This is a genomic window from Synechococcus sp. PCC 6312 (assembly GCF_000316685.1).
GTDB lineage: Bacteria > Cyanobacteriota > Cyanobacteriia > Thermosynechococcales > Thermosynechococcaceae > Pseudocalidococcus.
This window is the reverse complement of record NC_019680.1, coordinates 2655122-2670833: the sequence shown is the minus strand read 5'-3', so window position 1 is coordinate 2670833 and position 15712 is coordinate 2655122. Positions and strand designations below refer to the sequence as shown.

Genomic DNA, 15712 nt, shown 5'->3' with positions numbered 1-15712 from the left:
AAATTGAATGTTTATGCGTTAACTAAGGGTTTATCAGCTAAGACCCAAAAACCTCTTAAGCCAGAAAAGCCTCGACACCCTCAGCAATCGCCTTTGCAGCATCATTAGTCCATTGATCTAGAGTTTGTATATCAGGCACGGAATCGATGAAGAAGCTCTCTACAAGAACGGCGGGAACAGGAAGAGGTACTCCACTTAGAACACCGAGCCCAGCCCGCTTGACTCCTCTGTTAGTAATTGGTAAGGCTTTATCAAGCGCATCGTTGATCTTGGTAGCCAGTTCCACGTCAACTGATGTACCTGCGGTGTGAGCAAATACTTCATGACCCTGAGCACTTCTATTAAACGCATTAAGGTGAAGAGAAACAAAACAATCGGCACCCTGACCTTCTGAGCCAATTTGGCCTAGGCTTTTGCCAGTATTATTCTCGACAATTTTGACTGTTGCCCCATTAGCCTCTAATTGCGCTTTGATAATATCAGCCTGTTTCCGTACTTGATCTCGTTCATTTTTTCCAAGAGGGACGTTAACAGCTCCCGGATCGTTCACACCACCATCAATTTCTCCATGGCCTGGGTCAAGAACGATTCGCTTGCCAACAAGAGTTTGACCAGCAGTAGTTGCTATGGAGACCGGGGTACTTGCTGCTGGGGTAGGTACAGAAACAAGACAAGCATCAGGCTCATCACTTTCTAGGTCAATTACCATAGAGCCAGGCACATCTCTGCCCGAAAACCAATCTAAAGGAATAGAAAGCCTCAGCTCCGAAGGTTTTGAATTGGAGGAAGAAACATCTACTTTTTTGACAAAACAATTAGAGTTACTCCCCATCAAGTAAAGCGACTGTTTTGTTAGTTTTAACCAAGACATAATTTTAACCTCTAGAGTATTTAAGAAACCTTCACGCTAAACTAGAATTGAGGTGGCAGAATATCTATGTGAGCATGATTATCATGTACTCCACCATCATTTAAATTTTGACAAAGACCTTTTGCAACAAGAGAAAAGTCATTAAAGAAAATTCGATTGATCCTATATTTATTCTGCTTTCTTATTGCACGCAACATTGCTTCCATGGCAGCTTGATCATATTCAATACTTCTAAATGTAATCCCACCAAAAGTCCCATTTTTCTTGGGAAGTAATATGTCACATGATAATCCTGTCTCATGAGTTGCGTGTATAGGCGTATCTCCACCACGAGCAACACTTAGATTATTAGTGACAATTAGAGCTGAATTTGGGTTTGAATTTCGATGACTAGTTGTATAAATTCTAGCTGACTCCTGGATTACTTCTACCATCCAGCTAGTTCCAAAATCATGAGTATCCCCTTGCATATTATCGAAGTTAATAAATCCTTCTCTAGATGAGCCGCGCGGCATTTCTTGCCATCTTGGAGCTTTAGCGGATTCTAGGTACTTTTTTGTTTTACCATTCACATCAATCCGGCCATCAACACCTAAAACATTGACTTTTCCATCAATAATGGCCTGAAACAGTTCAATAGTACGGATTGTCTCTTCATCCATAGTTCCATTTCGACCAATCCAGGAAAATCCCAAGTCACACAAGCGATTTTTAACAGCTGCCACATCTCTGTTGATGTTATCTCCACCTCTACCTACACTTCCACTTAAATTTAGGTTTATGCTAGCTATTGGCTGAGGGATAGAAAGCGGAGCTGAGATTTCTAGTAGCTTCTTGGCGAAAGTTCGACCAAACAGCTTTGTGGTCATATTATTCAAAAATGCTGAGTCACAAAAAGATGATAAGGCTGTCTCTGTAGCGGTTTTCCAAACTCCATTAACTGTCGAAACATCAATTAGATTCAGTTCGCTTAACCTTGTTTCAATCTGCTTTAATAGCTCTGTATCTTCTTGAAGTTGCTCTAAAGTAAGCACCAGGTTGTCATTAAGAATATCTTGCAATTTCATGTTTGATTCCGAATCTCATCAAGGTGAAAATATTGAAAGCACTTAATTAACTCACGTTTCGACGAATCCAATCTTCTAAGCTGCCAATGCTTGGCCATAAATCTCCTGGACAAGGAGTTCCACCTGGTACATTTGGGTTCCAGCGATGTCCATAGATTTTATTCGTTGGAATATTATATTCCTTAAGAAGCCATTTAATAAGGGCTGCAGATGATTTTTCTTGAGAAGGAGTTAATTTATCGCCAGCTTCGGCAGAATGTTCAATACCTATGGAGTTAGAATTGAAGCCAAAACAATGCCATGCTTTATCACTATCCCTAACCATCTGAACAATTTTTCCATCTTGTCCAATAATATAGTGAGCCGATACTTTAGAAATAGGGTTCTTAAACCACGAGATTGTGCCATTAATATTGCGTGAAGTTGTGTAGTGAACGACGATCGATGTAATCAGCTGGCCATTGCGAGAACTAAAGTGGGGACAACCTGCCTCCCAGGTTACAATGGGTTTTGATATAGAGTCAAAAGAGCCTGGCCCAGGTTTAACTTCTGGATCATCAATCTCGGCGACTTCAAATGTCTTTGCATTTGAGTATTTATCAAGAAAGCTTAATAAATCTGCTTTTAGTTTACTTCTGAGGATATCTACACCCTTACTACTTGAGTCTAGGGCTACGACTGCTGGAGTTGCAGTTGACTCCCGATAAAACTTGAATGCCGTTGCAGGGTGTCTGGCTGCTGCAAAAATAGCATCAGCTTCACTATCTGAAATTAGCTTGCTGTCTGGTGCAACTGCGTACGTGCGAGCGTTAGGAAATGCCTTTAAAAACGCTATTAAATCTTGTTTTGACGAAGAAGCGATACTGTCAACACTTTTTGAGCCCGACATGGCATGAACAAGAGGCGCATCTCCTGGAGAGATAGAAAATAGGAACCAAGTGGCTGAAGTTGCAGCAGAAACTTCTGAAAAATTATTAGAGACTGCTCCACCTGAATTTGCAAGCAATTCATTCGCTTCTTCAAATAGTTTTGTTACTTTATCTGTATATTCGGGATCAGTAGCATATCCACGTTTATGTAAATGCCTAATGTACCCTTTTGGATCGTTACCATGAGCTTCCCAGCCACTGTAAACAGGACGGGAGATAAAACGCCAATATCCCTTGATTGCGTCTTCTGGTTTACGCCAAAGACACCATTCTGGCCCGTCAGGCTGAGTTGGCGTTACAAGCATGATCCTTTCAGCAAAACCATTCATTTCGTCACGCCATTTCATTCCAGTTGGATTACCAGCCTCATTAAATAAGAAACTAGTTCCTCTGCCTGATTCAAGAATACATTGGGATAAGTAGGCAACCTTTAGTTTTGGAAACTGAATGGGAGTTGTTGCCACTGCCCTAACCAACTCATTCCATGTGTAAAACATACCTGATTCCTCAGTGTTAAGCTTAAGTTGGAATTTTTAAATTTTAAAGTATATAAATACTTGATTTGTTTTCCATCCTTTAATATTGTTTAGAAAATAACCCCTATGCTCAAAAAACATAAGGTGATAATGCTGTTTGATAAGCTTTGACTAGGATAGTAGTAGCTTACTTCCTAAAAGTGTTCAATCTCGACACAAAAATTTACAAACTTAGAGATTTACGACGAATTCAGTCTTTCGTTAATGAGAATGGGGCCAATAGCCAGTCAAATTCGATATCACTATATGATCAACTTCAAGACGGGCTGCACTGGCTTCTTCAGAAGAGTGACAGTATTTACATAAGATACTTGGCCCGCTCTCGAACGCTCTGACGAATCTCTTTGGAAATCGCCATATCTAGGCAGACTCGGCAATAATCTTTGCATTAAGCAGTGTAAAAATTCGGTCGAGTTCCAAAATTCCCGTCAGTTCTACTTCTTCATCTTTTGATAATGTGGATTCCCGTCGTTTATCGTTCAGAGCCTCTAACCGCTCTTCTAAATTTTCGCTGAATTTGAACAAGAACAGCCCTCGAACTGGCTTTATTTGGATTCCAGCATCAATAAAGGAGGAGGGTTGAATCATCAGTTGGGCATTCATGTTTCACCTCATCAGGATCAAAACTGTCCCTGTAAAGCCGCTCCACATCGCTCACAAATCAGAGGATGAGCCTCAATTTTGCCAACTCGCTCTGAATAATTCCAACAACGATCGCATTTTTCACCATCGGCTTTGACAATTCCAATCCCCAGGCCCCCTGTTTCTACCTGATACTTCAACTCGGATAATAAACTGGCAGAATCCAATAACTCAACTTGAGAGGTCAGGAATAAATAGCGTAATTCATCCACGCCATTGCCGCTCAAACTATCAGGATTAAAGTCCGTTAAACTCTCTCGCAATTCAGGATCAGCAATATGAAGTAAGAGTTTTGCTTCTAAGGGTGAACCAATAAATTTATCAGCCCTGGCCTGTTCTAAAACCTTGTTAACTTCGGTGCGAATTTCCCGGAGTTTTTGCCAACGAGTTGCCAGTTGTGGATCATGCCAATTTTCGCTCAGGTTAACCCAACCGGATTGAAACACTGATTTATGGGGCGTTGAGTAGGGAAGAAACTGCCAAATGTCTTCAGCCAAGTGGCACAACACCGGGGCAATGGCTTTGGCTAAATTTTCCAAGGCAATAGCGAGAACGGTCTGACAACTGCGGCGGCGGGGGGCATCGACAGCACTGATATAGAGGCGATCTTTAGCAATATCAAGATAGAAATTGGACAAATCCACAACACAGAAGTTTTGCACCGTCTGGAAAAAGCGAAAGAATTGATAACTTTCAAACGCATTCGTGACATCCGTAAAGACTTCGCTAATCCGATGCAGCATATAGCGATCCAATTCCGGCAGTTGGGCATAGGGAATCGCATCTTGGCTGGGATCAAAGTCGTGGAGATTTCCTAATAAGAATCGGGCGGTGTTGCGAATTTTGCGATAGACATCCGAGAGTTGCTTGAGAATGTTTTTCCCGACCGGAACATCCGTAGAGTAATCCACAGACGACACCCACAGACGCAAAACATCAGCCCCATAGGCTGGGTCTTCTTTTTGGTTTTTACCACCTTCAATGACAATTTTCGGATCAACGACATTACCGAGGGATTTGCTCATTTTCCGGCCTTGCTCATCCAGGACAAACCCGTGAGTCAAAACTGATTTGTAAGGGGCCTGGCCTTTGACGGCAACACTCGTGAGCAAACTGGATTGAAACCAACCCCGATGCTGATCCGACCCTTCCAAATACAAATTCGCTGGGTATAAGTCTTCCCCTAAGACTGCTGCCCAAGAGGAACCAGAATCAAACCAAACATCCATCGTATCCAGGCCCTTGCGATACTGATCCGCCACCTCTTGGTAGGAGTCTGGCAATAGTTCTGCTACCGATAATTCCCACCAAATATCTGAGCCGTGTTCTGCAATCAGGGCCTGGACGTGGGCAATGGTTTCGGAGTTTAACAGAGGTTCATTGGTTTCGGTGTGATAGAAAACGGGAATCGGGACACCCCAACTTCTTTGTCGGGAAATACACCAATCGGAACGCTCGGCCACCATGGAGGTAATCCGGTTTTCCCCTTGGGCTGGGATCCATTTCACCTGGGCAATCGCTTCTAGGGCAGCATCCCGGAATCCCGCAACGGAAGCAAACCACTGTTCTGTGGCCCGGAAAATCGTCGGTTTTTTGGTGCGCCAATCGTAGGGATATTTGTGGTTGTAGGGTTCTTGTTTGAGGAGTGCGCCAACCTCTTCTAAGGCTTTAATAATGGCGGTATTACCTTCGCCCAAAACATTTAATCCGGCAAATTCCCCCGCTTCTTCGGTAAAACTCCCCCGATCATCCACGGGCGACAAAATCGGTAATCCATAGCGTTGACCGACTCCATAGTCTTCTAACCCGTGGCCTGGGGCGGTGTGGACTAAGCCAGTTCCGGATTCGGTTGTGACATAATCCCCACCAATCAGGACTTCACTTTCACGCTCAAACAGGGGATGCCGATAGCGGGTGTGTTCTAGGGTTTTGCCCATGACCGTGGCCTGGATTGTCAAGGTTGTTCCTAAAACCGTTTCCAGTTGCTCAACTAAATCCTTAGCCACAATGAGATACTTAAACCGGCCTGGGGCATCTTGACCAACTTCGACAACGGCATAGACCAATTCAGGATTAACACTCACCCCTAAATTACCGGGAATTGTCCAAGGAGTCGTGGTCCAAATCGCAACTCCCAATTCCCCCAGAAATGAATCCAAGGGAAGCTGTAGCGGTTGGGAGAGAAAAGTGACTTCAAAGGCCGCATACAAACTCTGGGAAACATGGCCTTCTGGATATTCTAACTCTGCTTCCGCCAAAGCCGTTTGGGAACTCGGACTCCAATGGACAGGTTTTAGGCCCCGATAGATATAGCCCTTGAGCACCATTTCCCCAAAAACCCCAATCTGGGCCGCTTCATAGGCAGGGTTGAGTGTTAGATAGGGATGATCCCAATTCCCCCAAACACCATAACGCTGGAAACTTTGACGCTGCTCATCCACGGTTTTGAGGGCAAATTCCTTGGCTTTTTGACGTAATCCCAAGGCATCCAGGCCCCGCCGTTCTTCCGGTTTCAGGTTTTGCAGGACTTTCAGTTCAATCGGTAAGCCGTGACAATCCCAACCCGGAATATAGGTGACTTTTTGACCCTGGAGCAGTTGGTACTTATTGATGATGTCCTTGAGGGTTTTGTTCATCGCATGGCCAATATGGAGCGCCCCATTGGCATAGGGAGGGCCATCATGCAGGGTAAATCGGGGGCCGGGGTTAGTTTGGGAAAGAGTTTCGTAAATCTGCTGCTCTTGCCACCAGGCCTGGATTTCAGGTTCTCGTTTTGCCGCATTGGCCCGCATATCAAAGGCTGTTTTGGGCAAGTTAACCGTATCTTTGTACAGGCTCTCAGACATAGGGGGTGGCTTATGGGGTGATGAATCTAGGAACTAAGGGGCACAAAGGTCGAAAATCGTCAGATTCTTACCATTGTATGATCGAAAATTCCGGGAACGGGTTCTTAGACTAAAGCTTTTAGGAGAGCTATGGCCATCTGCGGATCTTCGGCCATCTGAATAGTCTGATCCAACTCACCCTGACGATAAAGCTGCCACGTCCCCAGGCCAATCACGGGTTTTCCTAACTTTAAGGCAAAAGCAATTTCTGAGAGGGTGCCAAATTCCCCACCAACAGCAATGAGTCCCGCGGCGGCCTGGGCAATGATAGTGTTGCGAGCTTCTCCTAACCCCGTGGCAATGGCAATATCTACCCAAGGATTGGCCGCGTTGGGATCTGGCCCCGGCAAAATTCCGATAGTTTGGCCCCCAGCAAGTTTAGTCCCCCGACAGGCCGCCACCATGACCCCTCCCAGGCCCCCACAGATTAAGACCCATCCCTGACTTGCGATTAATTGACCCACGACCTCGGCCTGGGCCATTACCTCCGCGTCTGCAACACCTGCCCCGACCACTGCAATTAAGGTTTGAGTCATCCATTTACCTCGCAGTTTTGCTCAATCAATCCCCTCAAGATTTGGACTAAAACTAGTCATGACTCGGCCGGCCCCGCGAAATTGCTGATAGTAGGCCTGGGAAATCGGATCAGGGTTGGGGTGATCTTGAAGCAGTAGTGAATCCATGCCAATTCCATTGCGACCTTGATCTTTGCCGGAACTGTGGAGATACTGTCCATCCCCAAGATACAAGCTCACATGGGTTGCTTTTAGAGGCGGGCCAAAGAAAACTAGATCCCCCGATTCTAAATATGGGACTACATCATCGGGATTTACACCAGGATTAGGAATTGGGGCCACAACTCCCTCCTGTTGATAGGCATCACGAGGCAACCAAATTCCCATTGTCGCAAAACTGGCCTGGATTAAGCCAGAGCAATCATAGCTTGGCCCCAAGGTTCCGCCCCAAAGATAGGTATGACAGCGGGTTTGGGCCATGTGACAGAACTCGATAATTGCCGGAATTCTCTGGAGAATCTCGTCCCGTTTAAGTTGTTTCGGGGGGGATAACAGGGGGGTCGGCTCTAAATGGGCTAAATCTTCCCCGGCCAGCCAACCTGGATACTGATCTTCCCAGAGTAGAATTTCATAGCCTGTCCGGTAACTCGGTTTTTCGGGTGGCAGATTGAAAAGTTGTAAATAACGCCCTGCCCAGGCCTGGGTTGCCAAGGAGCTTAAGGCCGGCGAATCATAGATATTTAAGGGGTGGGTAATCCGATAGAACTGGGAAGCGGGTAAACCGATCAGTTCGGCCCAAGTCACCATAATTTAGTTTCCCAATGAATAGTCAGGAGGGAGATCACCGCCGTTGCCACCAGGCCCCGACCGCCAGCCCAAATCCCAACAGCGGCAACAATAAAATACTAATCAAAATCACCCAGCGATTCGTAGCCACACTCAGGGATAGACGGCGATTCGTGGCATCTTTGGGCCGGATACTCAGGGGTTGATCATCCCGTTCCCCTAACCAAAGAATGGAATTGACAAATAAATCGCCATTAATTCCCTGTTCAAAGAAGCTATTGCTGGCAAAACCGGAATCTCCAAACACAATCAAACGGGCATCTTCGGGCTTGGTTCCATTGGCTTGATTTTGAGGCGAGAGTTCACGAGTAATGGCGACCCCCAAGGCTAAGGGGCCGATTTGATCTTGGTTGGCATCATAACTAAAGCTCTCGGCCTGAGAATTTGATTCTGCCCAGGTTTGCGGGCTACTGCTGACTAGATTGACCACTGTATCTTTTGGATTGGGAGCCACTAAGACCGCCTGTACCTTAGGAAAAAGAGCGGGGCCTTGGGCAAATTTTTGGGTAATGGGATGAGTCCCGTAGTCAAAGGCCACTACCGTATCCGGCCCCAGGCCCACCTGTTGTGCCACCCCAGACCCATCAATGATCCAGCGGTTATCTAGCTTTACGCCCCAAGCATTGAGCAGTGGTTCCAGGCCAGCATCCACATCGGGATCCAGCATCAACAAAACACTGCCACCTGCTTTGAGAAACGCCTCCAAAGCCCTGACTTCCGGGGCCAGGAAACGTTGGCGCGGCCCAGCCACAATCACCACATTGGCATCGGCTGGCACTTGGGGATTTGTCAATAAATTCAGGGGTTCGCTTTGGATATTGCGCTTGTTTAAAACATCCACGGCCTGGGAGAGACTGTCATTACCCCCAGACAACGGTAACTCGCCATGACCCTGGGTAAAGTAGGCTCGGGTCGTTTGATCTCCAGTCACTTTAACCAAGGCAGGGGTGAGGTTGGCTTCCTTTAGTTCTCCTTCTAGGGGCTGGCTGCGATTCCCTGACTCGAGAATGACTTCCCCAGTTTGTTGAATATTAAATTTTTTGGCTAACCCCGGTTGCTCAGTCGGATCAATGAATTGAAAACTCACATTCCCTTGGCTTTGGCGTTGAAATTGCTCCAAAAGCAGACGCTGGCTACTGGGGGGATTGCTCTCAAAAACTAGGATATTAACTGGCTGTTTTAGATCTTTGAGAACCTCCTGAGATTCCAATGCTAGGGTAAACTGCTGGTTTTCTGTCAGATCAAATTGAGTCCCGTAGCGCACCCCAAGAAAATTGAGGATACCCAAAAGAGCCAGAACAGCAATTAAAGACAAAAGGTTATTTGCACTGGTTTGGGTCGAACGCCGTCCCCAGAATCCAGGGGAAATTCGGGTTTGCATCACTAACCAGGCCAGGAGAAGTCCACCCGCCAGACCCAAGAGAAGGATTGGAAGTAACCCCCAACTGCCACTGACGATCCCGGCGGCAATACCCATAATCAAGAGAAAGAGGGCAGCAACACCGAGAAGCTGTGGATTGAACTGACGGGGTAAAGACAAACGTTTCAAGACAATCGCCCTAAACTTTGGATAGATTCTGTACCAATCTCCAGGCCTGGCCGGGTCGCGACGGCTACCGAAGTTGGCAATAACACCCTTAATCTTAATAAAACGGAATCACAATTCAGCATTATTTAACTGAAGACAAAGGCTATGACCTGCAAAAAGTTCGTGATTCCCTAGGGCGAGGATGAAATCGGTTTTGCGACATCACCAACTTTTATACCGACTCCAGAGTTCACAATCCCGAGGGATGAGCGAGCATCCACCTCCGTTAAGGTCATTTGTCCGATGGGTTGAGTAATGGTTCGTAAAACTTGGCCACTGGTGGGGTCTTTGACCTCTTTGACGATCCGCTCAATTCGCAGTTTCATCCCTGGACGATAGCCATCATTCCCACCTCGGTTGAGGGTAATTTGCGGCCCTGTAACATCGGCGATGACCGCATTCAGGGCGGGTTGGACGGCTGGCAGTAGGCTAATTTTCTCGGCATTACTGTTGATTTCCGTCACCAACTGACTCACCGCGATCTCTGCTGCACCACTCAATAAAGAGTCAATATTATTGGTATTTGACCCGCCCCCAAATCCAGCCACAGACACTTGATTCTCCCGCTTTGAGGTTTGTCCCTCCCCTTGGGCTACTGCTAAAATTTCGGCAGTGCTGGTGCTAACTAAGCGGGCTGTGAGTTGGACAATCGCATTGGCCTTAGATTCGTTCACCGAAACCGCAATGCCAAACCCACCAAAGCCACCGGATTGTTTTTGTTCCAGGTTGAACTTCGTAATTGACCCCAAAATGACAACGTCAACCCCAAGAATCCTACCGATTTGGGCCGCTGTTGCTGCATCCACCCGCCCCGAAGCCCCAAGATTTTGCTCCTGAATAATCCTTTCAATTTGACTGCGTTCAACAACAATAAAGTTGCCACTTTGAACCAGCTTATTGGTCAACAGGTCACTAACGCCTTTCGAGGGGCCATAACTTCCATAGGCACTGCCACTTCCTAACCCTGCCCCAGTCAGGCCGGTGCTAGCAAATTCAAAGTCTAAAACAGCAATACGTCTGCGGGAAGGATTAGGCTGCGACCAGGCCACAGTCTGATTAATGGATAAGTTTGCACCAGTCATCCTAGGCAAATCAAGTTGGAGTAGGGCTGAAGTTGCGGCAACTAACAAACCAAACCGCATTATTCTGGATATTTCCATTTGATCACGTCTGGGATAGATTTTCTAAAACCTAACCCCAGCATAAACCCAAAATCGCGGCGCAATTGTGGCCTGAGCCGTTGTCTAAGGCGTTATCTGGCACCTGGGCAGAGCTTCCCGCCGTAGTTCACAGGCCATGCTTTTGCAGTGCCATACTCTGAGACTCACTCCCGCTAGAGGATAGCGAGTTATTAGGATCTGTTGCAATAAAACTGCCTGTAATTTTCTGGAGGTAATTTATTTGGCTGAATTGATAATAAGCCCTTGGCATCTTGGCATTCGCGCCATAAGTAGCAAGACTTCTGGGTTGCCAGACTGGGAAAAAAGAACTAACAAGGGCATAATGGCGTTTAATGAAAAGACCGATTTTTGGCTGTTGACATGACTGCGGCTGACCTCCCGACTGAACTCCATCTCGTCAATCCCCGGCAAGTCTTAGGACAAGTTTATCTAGATTGGACACCGCAGCCCGGATCTTGCTTGGATCATCAGGGACAAACCTATACGGTCTTGGAACGCCGACATCGCTATCAACTCCGGTCAGGCCGCTATCAACTCAATAAAATTGCCCTTTATTTGCAGACGGCCCCCCAGGATGGAGATCGCCAGTTGCTCAATGGGGCCTGGATCATTGGCGATAGCTCCTGCAGGTTTAATGCCCACTCACCCATTTTGCGCTGTGCGGTCAACCCAGCTGGCCCCTGTCAGGACTGTCCCTATTATCAAACCAAACCCTAGCAGCCCCAGGCCATCTATCCCACTTCTGTTGAGCGCAGGGCATTTAAGCAACACCAATCATCCCGCCGCCAAACACTACTGACCGTCCAGCCAATCTCCTCCAGGGCCGTAGTCACATCAGGCGCTTGGGACAGCAGCAGCCCACTAAAAATCCCCCAGGCCCCGGGTTTTGTCACCGCATTTAACCTGGGCACTAGAGAGATAATCACATCCGCCAAAATATTGCAGATCAGCCCATCAACGGGTTGAGGAATTGTTTCAATACTCCCCTCAGTAACAGACCATTGTTCCGGCTTGAGATGATTCAGGGCAAAGTTTTCCTGGCTGGCCTGTACCGCTAAGGGATCTAAGTCCACGGCATAGACAAATTCTGCCCCCAGTAACAAAGCTGCCACGGAGAGAATTCCACTGCCACAGCCAATATCAGCCAAGGTCAACTGTCCCAAGGGTTCAAAGGTATCATCCAGTTGCATTTCCAGAGCTTCCAGACAAAGTTGGGTGGTTTGATGAGTACCGGTGCCAAAGGCCATGCCTGGATCTAGGAGAATTAAAAATCGCTCATGGAGCGGGGGTGTAGTTAACCAGGCCGGACAAACCAAAAACTTCTCACCAATTTCCTGAGGATGCCAATATTGTTGCCAACTGTGGGCCCAGTCTTCCTCATCCATTAACTGCCATTGCAACCGTGGGCGGGCCTGGTGTAGTCCCATCACGTCCTGTTGCACCCAAACCCCTAAGGCAGAAATATCCAAGAGGCTGGCCTGGTGGTGGGGTAAATAGGCCCGAATGGTTAAGCCCCGACTCACTTGATATTCTGTGGCCATGCCCTGACAGCCAAAGGTTTGCAGTCGCCAATAGATGGTTTCTTCGGCTAATTCCCGTTGTTCCGAACTGACCGGGGGCAGTGTTACCTTAATTTCCCACCAGCGGCTAATCACGGATCAAACCCACGGCTCAAAAAGCAGAACTTGACTTACAGGTTAACGATATAGGCATCCCGAATCCCAGAGACCTTGGTAATTTCCGTCAGCAGGCCTTCGGGTAACGGGTCATCAATACTGAGCACCATCACCGCATCGCCGCGGACTAATTTCCGCCCCACCTGCATACTGGCAATATTGACATTAAAACTCCCCAAAAGTGAACCAATCTTACCGATAATACCGGGCATATCTCGATGCACAGTCAGCAACATATAGCGGGTTGGCGGCACATTAATCGGAAAATCATCAATACTGGTGATCCGTAACTCATCGGCCCCCAACAAGGCCCCCGTGACAGAGCGAGTTTCCAAGGGGCCCTTGGCAATTAACTGCAAAGACCCTGTGTAGTCCCGTTCATCAGAATCCCGTGTTTCCACCACCCGGATGCCCCGCTCTTTCGCTTCAATCCCGGCATTGACGTAATTCACCCGTTCCCGCAGAGCCGGAGAGAGCAATCCTTTCAGGGCCGCAATCACAATCGGTTGACTATCATTGGTTGCGAGTTCCCCTTGTAACCGGACTTCTAGGGACTCCACCCGGCCGCCCGCCAACTGCCCAACCAAATTTCCCAGGGTTTCTGCCAGTTGCATGTAGGGGGTGAGTTTTTCCAGGACATCCGGGCGCAATCCGGGAATATTCACAGCCGACCGGGCCGGTAAACCCAGCAGGACATCCCGAATTTGTTCAGCTACATCAATCGCCACATTGGCCTGGGCTTCCTCCGTTGAGGCTCCGAGGTGAGGGGTGAGAATTGTTTCCAGGCCCAGCTCTTTCAAGGGAGATTCCTTCAGGGGTTCCGTTTCAAACACATCTAGGGCCGCCCCGCCTAATTTTCCAGCTTTTAAGGCATCTGCCAAGGCCGCCTCATCAATAATCCCGCCGCGAGCACAGTTAATAATCCGGCAAGTCGGCTTCATCTTGGCTAAGGCTGCGGCATTAATTAAATGCTGGGTTTCCGGGGTTTTCGGTAAATGGAGCGTAATAAAGTCAGATTCTGAGAACAAAACATCCAACTCCACCAACCGACAGCCCAACTGCTCTGCCCGCTCAATCGAAAGATAGGGATCGTAAGCTAAAATCCGCATTCCCAACGCCCGCGCCACCGTTGCCACATGGGAGCCAATTTTCCCCAGGCCAATCACCCCTAGAGCTTTCTTATAAACTTCAACCCCGGTGAACGGTTTGCGCTCCCAGGCCCCGCTTTTTAAAGAGGCGTTGGCATCGGGAATGTGACGGGCTAAAGACAGCATCATGGCCAGGGTATGTTCCGCCGCCGCAATCGTATTGCCTTCTGGGGAATTAACCACCACAATGCCTTTGCGCGTCGCTGCCGGGACATCTACATTATCTACACCCACACCGGCCCGACCAATAATTTTGAGTTGATTGGCCGCCGCGATCACTTCGGCCGTGACCCTGGTTCCAGAGCGAATCATCAAGGCATCATAGCCCGGAATAATCGCGACTAATTCGGCTGGAGATAAATTCGTTTGGACATCTACCTGGGCCACTTGCGCCAACAAATCTAAACCCACCTGTTCAATCGGATCGGAAACAAGAACCTTTGGCATAATTTTTGGTTGAGAATGAGTAAATGAGTAAAGTTTGACAGGATCGGATTTGGCCTGGCAACGGCTGGATGGCCCAACATGACATTTTAGCAAACAGTGTCCCGCTCCCACGGACTGAAGTTAGGCGAGAAGGTTGCCGGAAGGGTAATGGGCTGGTGAATAATAAGAGCAGTCCCTCTGGAGTGTGGTCATGGCCCAGTCCCACGGCTTTAATTGGTGGCAGCAGCTATCGTTACCAACGCGTCTGTTAATTATTGGTTTAACCGGGCCGATCCTTACCCTCAATTTTTGGGCCTTTGCTTCGATTTCCAGTTACTTTGGCACCTTGGTCGGCGTTCTCGTCCTCGCCTCGCTCCTGGCCTTTATTCTGAATTACCCAGTCACCTGGATTGAATCCCAAGGGAATTTACGGGGGCCAGCAGCCATTGTTGTTTTTCTATTGACTTTGTTAATTCTGGCTGGCCTGGGCGTAACCCTAGTGCCGGTAGTCTTGAATCAGGCCCAGCAATTGGTCGTCCGCTTACCGGAGTGGGTCGGTTCAGGGCAGCAGCGGCTCTTAGAGTTTGGTCAGTGGTTGGATACCTTAAATTTACCGATCACTGTCGATGTGGATGCCCTGGCCAATCAACTGCTGGAACGTCTCAAAGAACAACTCCAGGCCGTGGCCCGGGAAGCCCTTAACCTTCTCCTGGGAACCGTCAGCAGTGTGGTTGATGTAGTTATTAATGTGATTCTAACCACTGTTTTGACCTTCTATCTGCTTCAGCATGGGGATGAACTGTGGGATAGTCTCGTGACTTGGCTCCCCAGCCCGATGCGTGGGCGCACCTCCGAAACCATTCGCAGCAGTTTTCAAAATTACTTCATCGGGCAACTGATTCTCGGGACTTGCATGGGGGTGGGCCTGGTAACCATTTTCCTATTTTTGAAAGTTCCCTTTGGGTTGCTTTTTGGGATCACGATTGGGATTATGGCGCTGGTTCCCTTTGGCGGTACAGTCGGGATTATTGCCGTGACTTTATTGGTGACTTTACAGGATGCTTGGTTAGGGCTACGGGTCTTGGCGGGTTCATTTATCTTGCAGCAGATTTTAGAAAACCTAATTGCCCCCCGCATCATTGGCAGTGTCACCGGTCTGAATCCGGTCTGGGTGTTTTTAGCCATTTTAGCGGGGGCCAAGGTGGGCGGACTCTTGGGGGTGGTGGTGGCTGTGCCAATTGCCGTGGTGATTAAAACCGCCCTGATCAGTCTGCGCTCCCGTTGGGATGAACCCTTAGCAGCCCCCGAAAATCTAACCCCCACTGAGGCAGAACCCATCGGCCGTGAGGGACTCTCCCCGCTATCTTAGAGGAGGTTTCCCTCTTTTATTGACGTTGATATG

13 protein-coding genes are annotated in these 15712 nt (G+C 48.0%); 2 read left to right on the top strand and 11 right to left on the bottom strand.

Annotated features, from left to right (window positions below):
- Window positions 1–55 precede the first annotated feature (55 nt).
- From SYN6312_RS12970 to SYN6312_RS12925, 9 genes are all read right to left on the bottom strand, one after another.
- Window positions 56–871 carry an N-acetylmuramoyl-L-alanine amidase gene (locus tag SYN6312_RS12970; RefSeq protein ID WP_015125339.1) on the bottom strand — a complete coding sequence of 272 codons (816 nt, stop codon included), beginning with the start codon at window positions 869–871 and terminating at the stop codon, window positions 56–58.
- Between the two features lie 41 nt (window positions 872–912).
- Window positions 913–1938 carry a hypothetical protein gene (locus SYN6312_RS12965; protein ID WP_015125338.1) on the bottom strand — a complete coding sequence of 342 codons (1026 nt, stop codon included), beginning with the start codon at window positions 1936–1938 and terminating at the stop codon, window positions 913–915.
- Window positions 1939–1984: 46 nt separating this feature from the next.
- Window positions 1985–3364 carry an N-acetylmuramoyl-L-alanine amidase gene (locus tag SYN6312_RS18405; protein ID WP_015125337.1) on the bottom strand — a complete coding sequence of 460 codons (1380 nt, stop codon included), beginning with the start codon at window positions 3362–3364 and terminating at the stop codon, window positions 1985–1987.
- A 399-nt stretch (window positions 3365–3763) separates the two neighbouring features.
- Complete coding sequence (locus SYN6312_RS12950) at window positions 3764–4006, bottom strand: hypothetical protein (protein ID WP_015125336.1); 243 nt, start codon at window positions 4004–4006, stop codon at window positions 3764–3766.
- Between the two features lie 17 nt (window positions 4007–4023).
- The gene (ileS, locus tag SYN6312_RS12945; RefSeq protein ID WP_015125335.1) at window positions 4024–6891 is read right to left on the bottom strand and encodes an isoleucine--tRNA ligase; all 2868 of its coding nucleotides are present in this window, start codon (window positions 6889–6891) and stop codon (window positions 4024–4026) included.
- Between the two features lie 104 nt (window positions 6892–6995).
- On the bottom strand, window positions 6996–7466 hold the full coding sequence (locus SYN6312_RS12940; protein ID WP_015125334.1) for a TIGR00725 family protein: 471 nt from the start codon (window positions 7464–7466) through the stop codon (window positions 6996–6998).
- Between the two features lie 21 nt (window positions 7467–7487).
- Window positions 7488–8252, bottom strand: coding sequence for a C40 family peptidase (locus SYN6312_RS12935; RefSeq protein WP_015125333.1), 765 nt, complete (start codon window positions 8250–8252; stop codon window positions 7488–7490).
- A 34-nt stretch (window positions 8253–8286) separates the two neighbouring features.
- On the bottom strand, window positions 8287–9840 hold the full coding sequence (locus tag SYN6312_RS12930; RefSeq protein WP_015125332.1) for a Gldg family protein: 1554 nt from the start codon (window positions 9838–9840) through the stop codon (window positions 8287–8289).
- Between the two features lie 170 nt (window positions 9841–10010).
- Window positions 10011–10961, bottom strand: a complete 951-nt coding sequence (locus SYN6312_RS12925; protein ID WP_172636058.1) for a CsgG/HfaB family protein — start codon at window positions 10959–10961, stop codon at window positions 10011–10013.
- A gap of 459 nt (window positions 10962–11420) precedes the next feature.
- Here SYN6312_RS12925 and SYN6312_RS12920 point away from each other — a divergent pair, with 459 nt between their 5' ends.
- Window positions 11421–11777, top strand: coding sequence for a DUF6464 family protein (locus SYN6312_RS12920; protein WP_015125330.1), 357 nt, complete (start codon window positions 11421–11423; stop codon window positions 11775–11777).
- Window positions 11778–11791: 14 nt separating this feature from the next.
- Here SYN6312_RS12920 and prmA read toward each other — a convergent pair whose 3' ends face one another.
- A complete protein-coding gene (gene prmA / locus SYN6312_RS12915) occupies window positions 11792–12715 on the bottom strand; it encodes a 50S ribosomal protein L11 methyltransferase (RefSeq protein ID WP_015125329.1) in 924 nt (307 codons plus the stop codon).
- 35 nt (window positions 12716–12750) lie between these two features.
- Window positions 12751–14331 carry a phosphoglycerate dehydrogenase gene (serA, locus tag SYN6312_RS12910; RefSeq protein WP_015125328.1) on the bottom strand — a complete coding sequence of 527 codons (1581 nt, stop codon included), beginning with the start codon at window positions 14329–14331 and terminating at the stop codon, window positions 12751–12753.
- 190 nt (window positions 14332–14521) lie between these two features.
- Between serA and SYN6312_RS12905 the strand changes: the two genes are divergently transcribed.
- Window positions 14522–15679, top strand: coding sequence for an AI-2E family transporter (locus tag SYN6312_RS12905; protein ID WP_015125327.1), 1158 nt, complete (start codon window positions 14522–14524; stop codon window positions 15677–15679).
- Window positions 15680–15712: the final 33 nt, after the last annotated feature.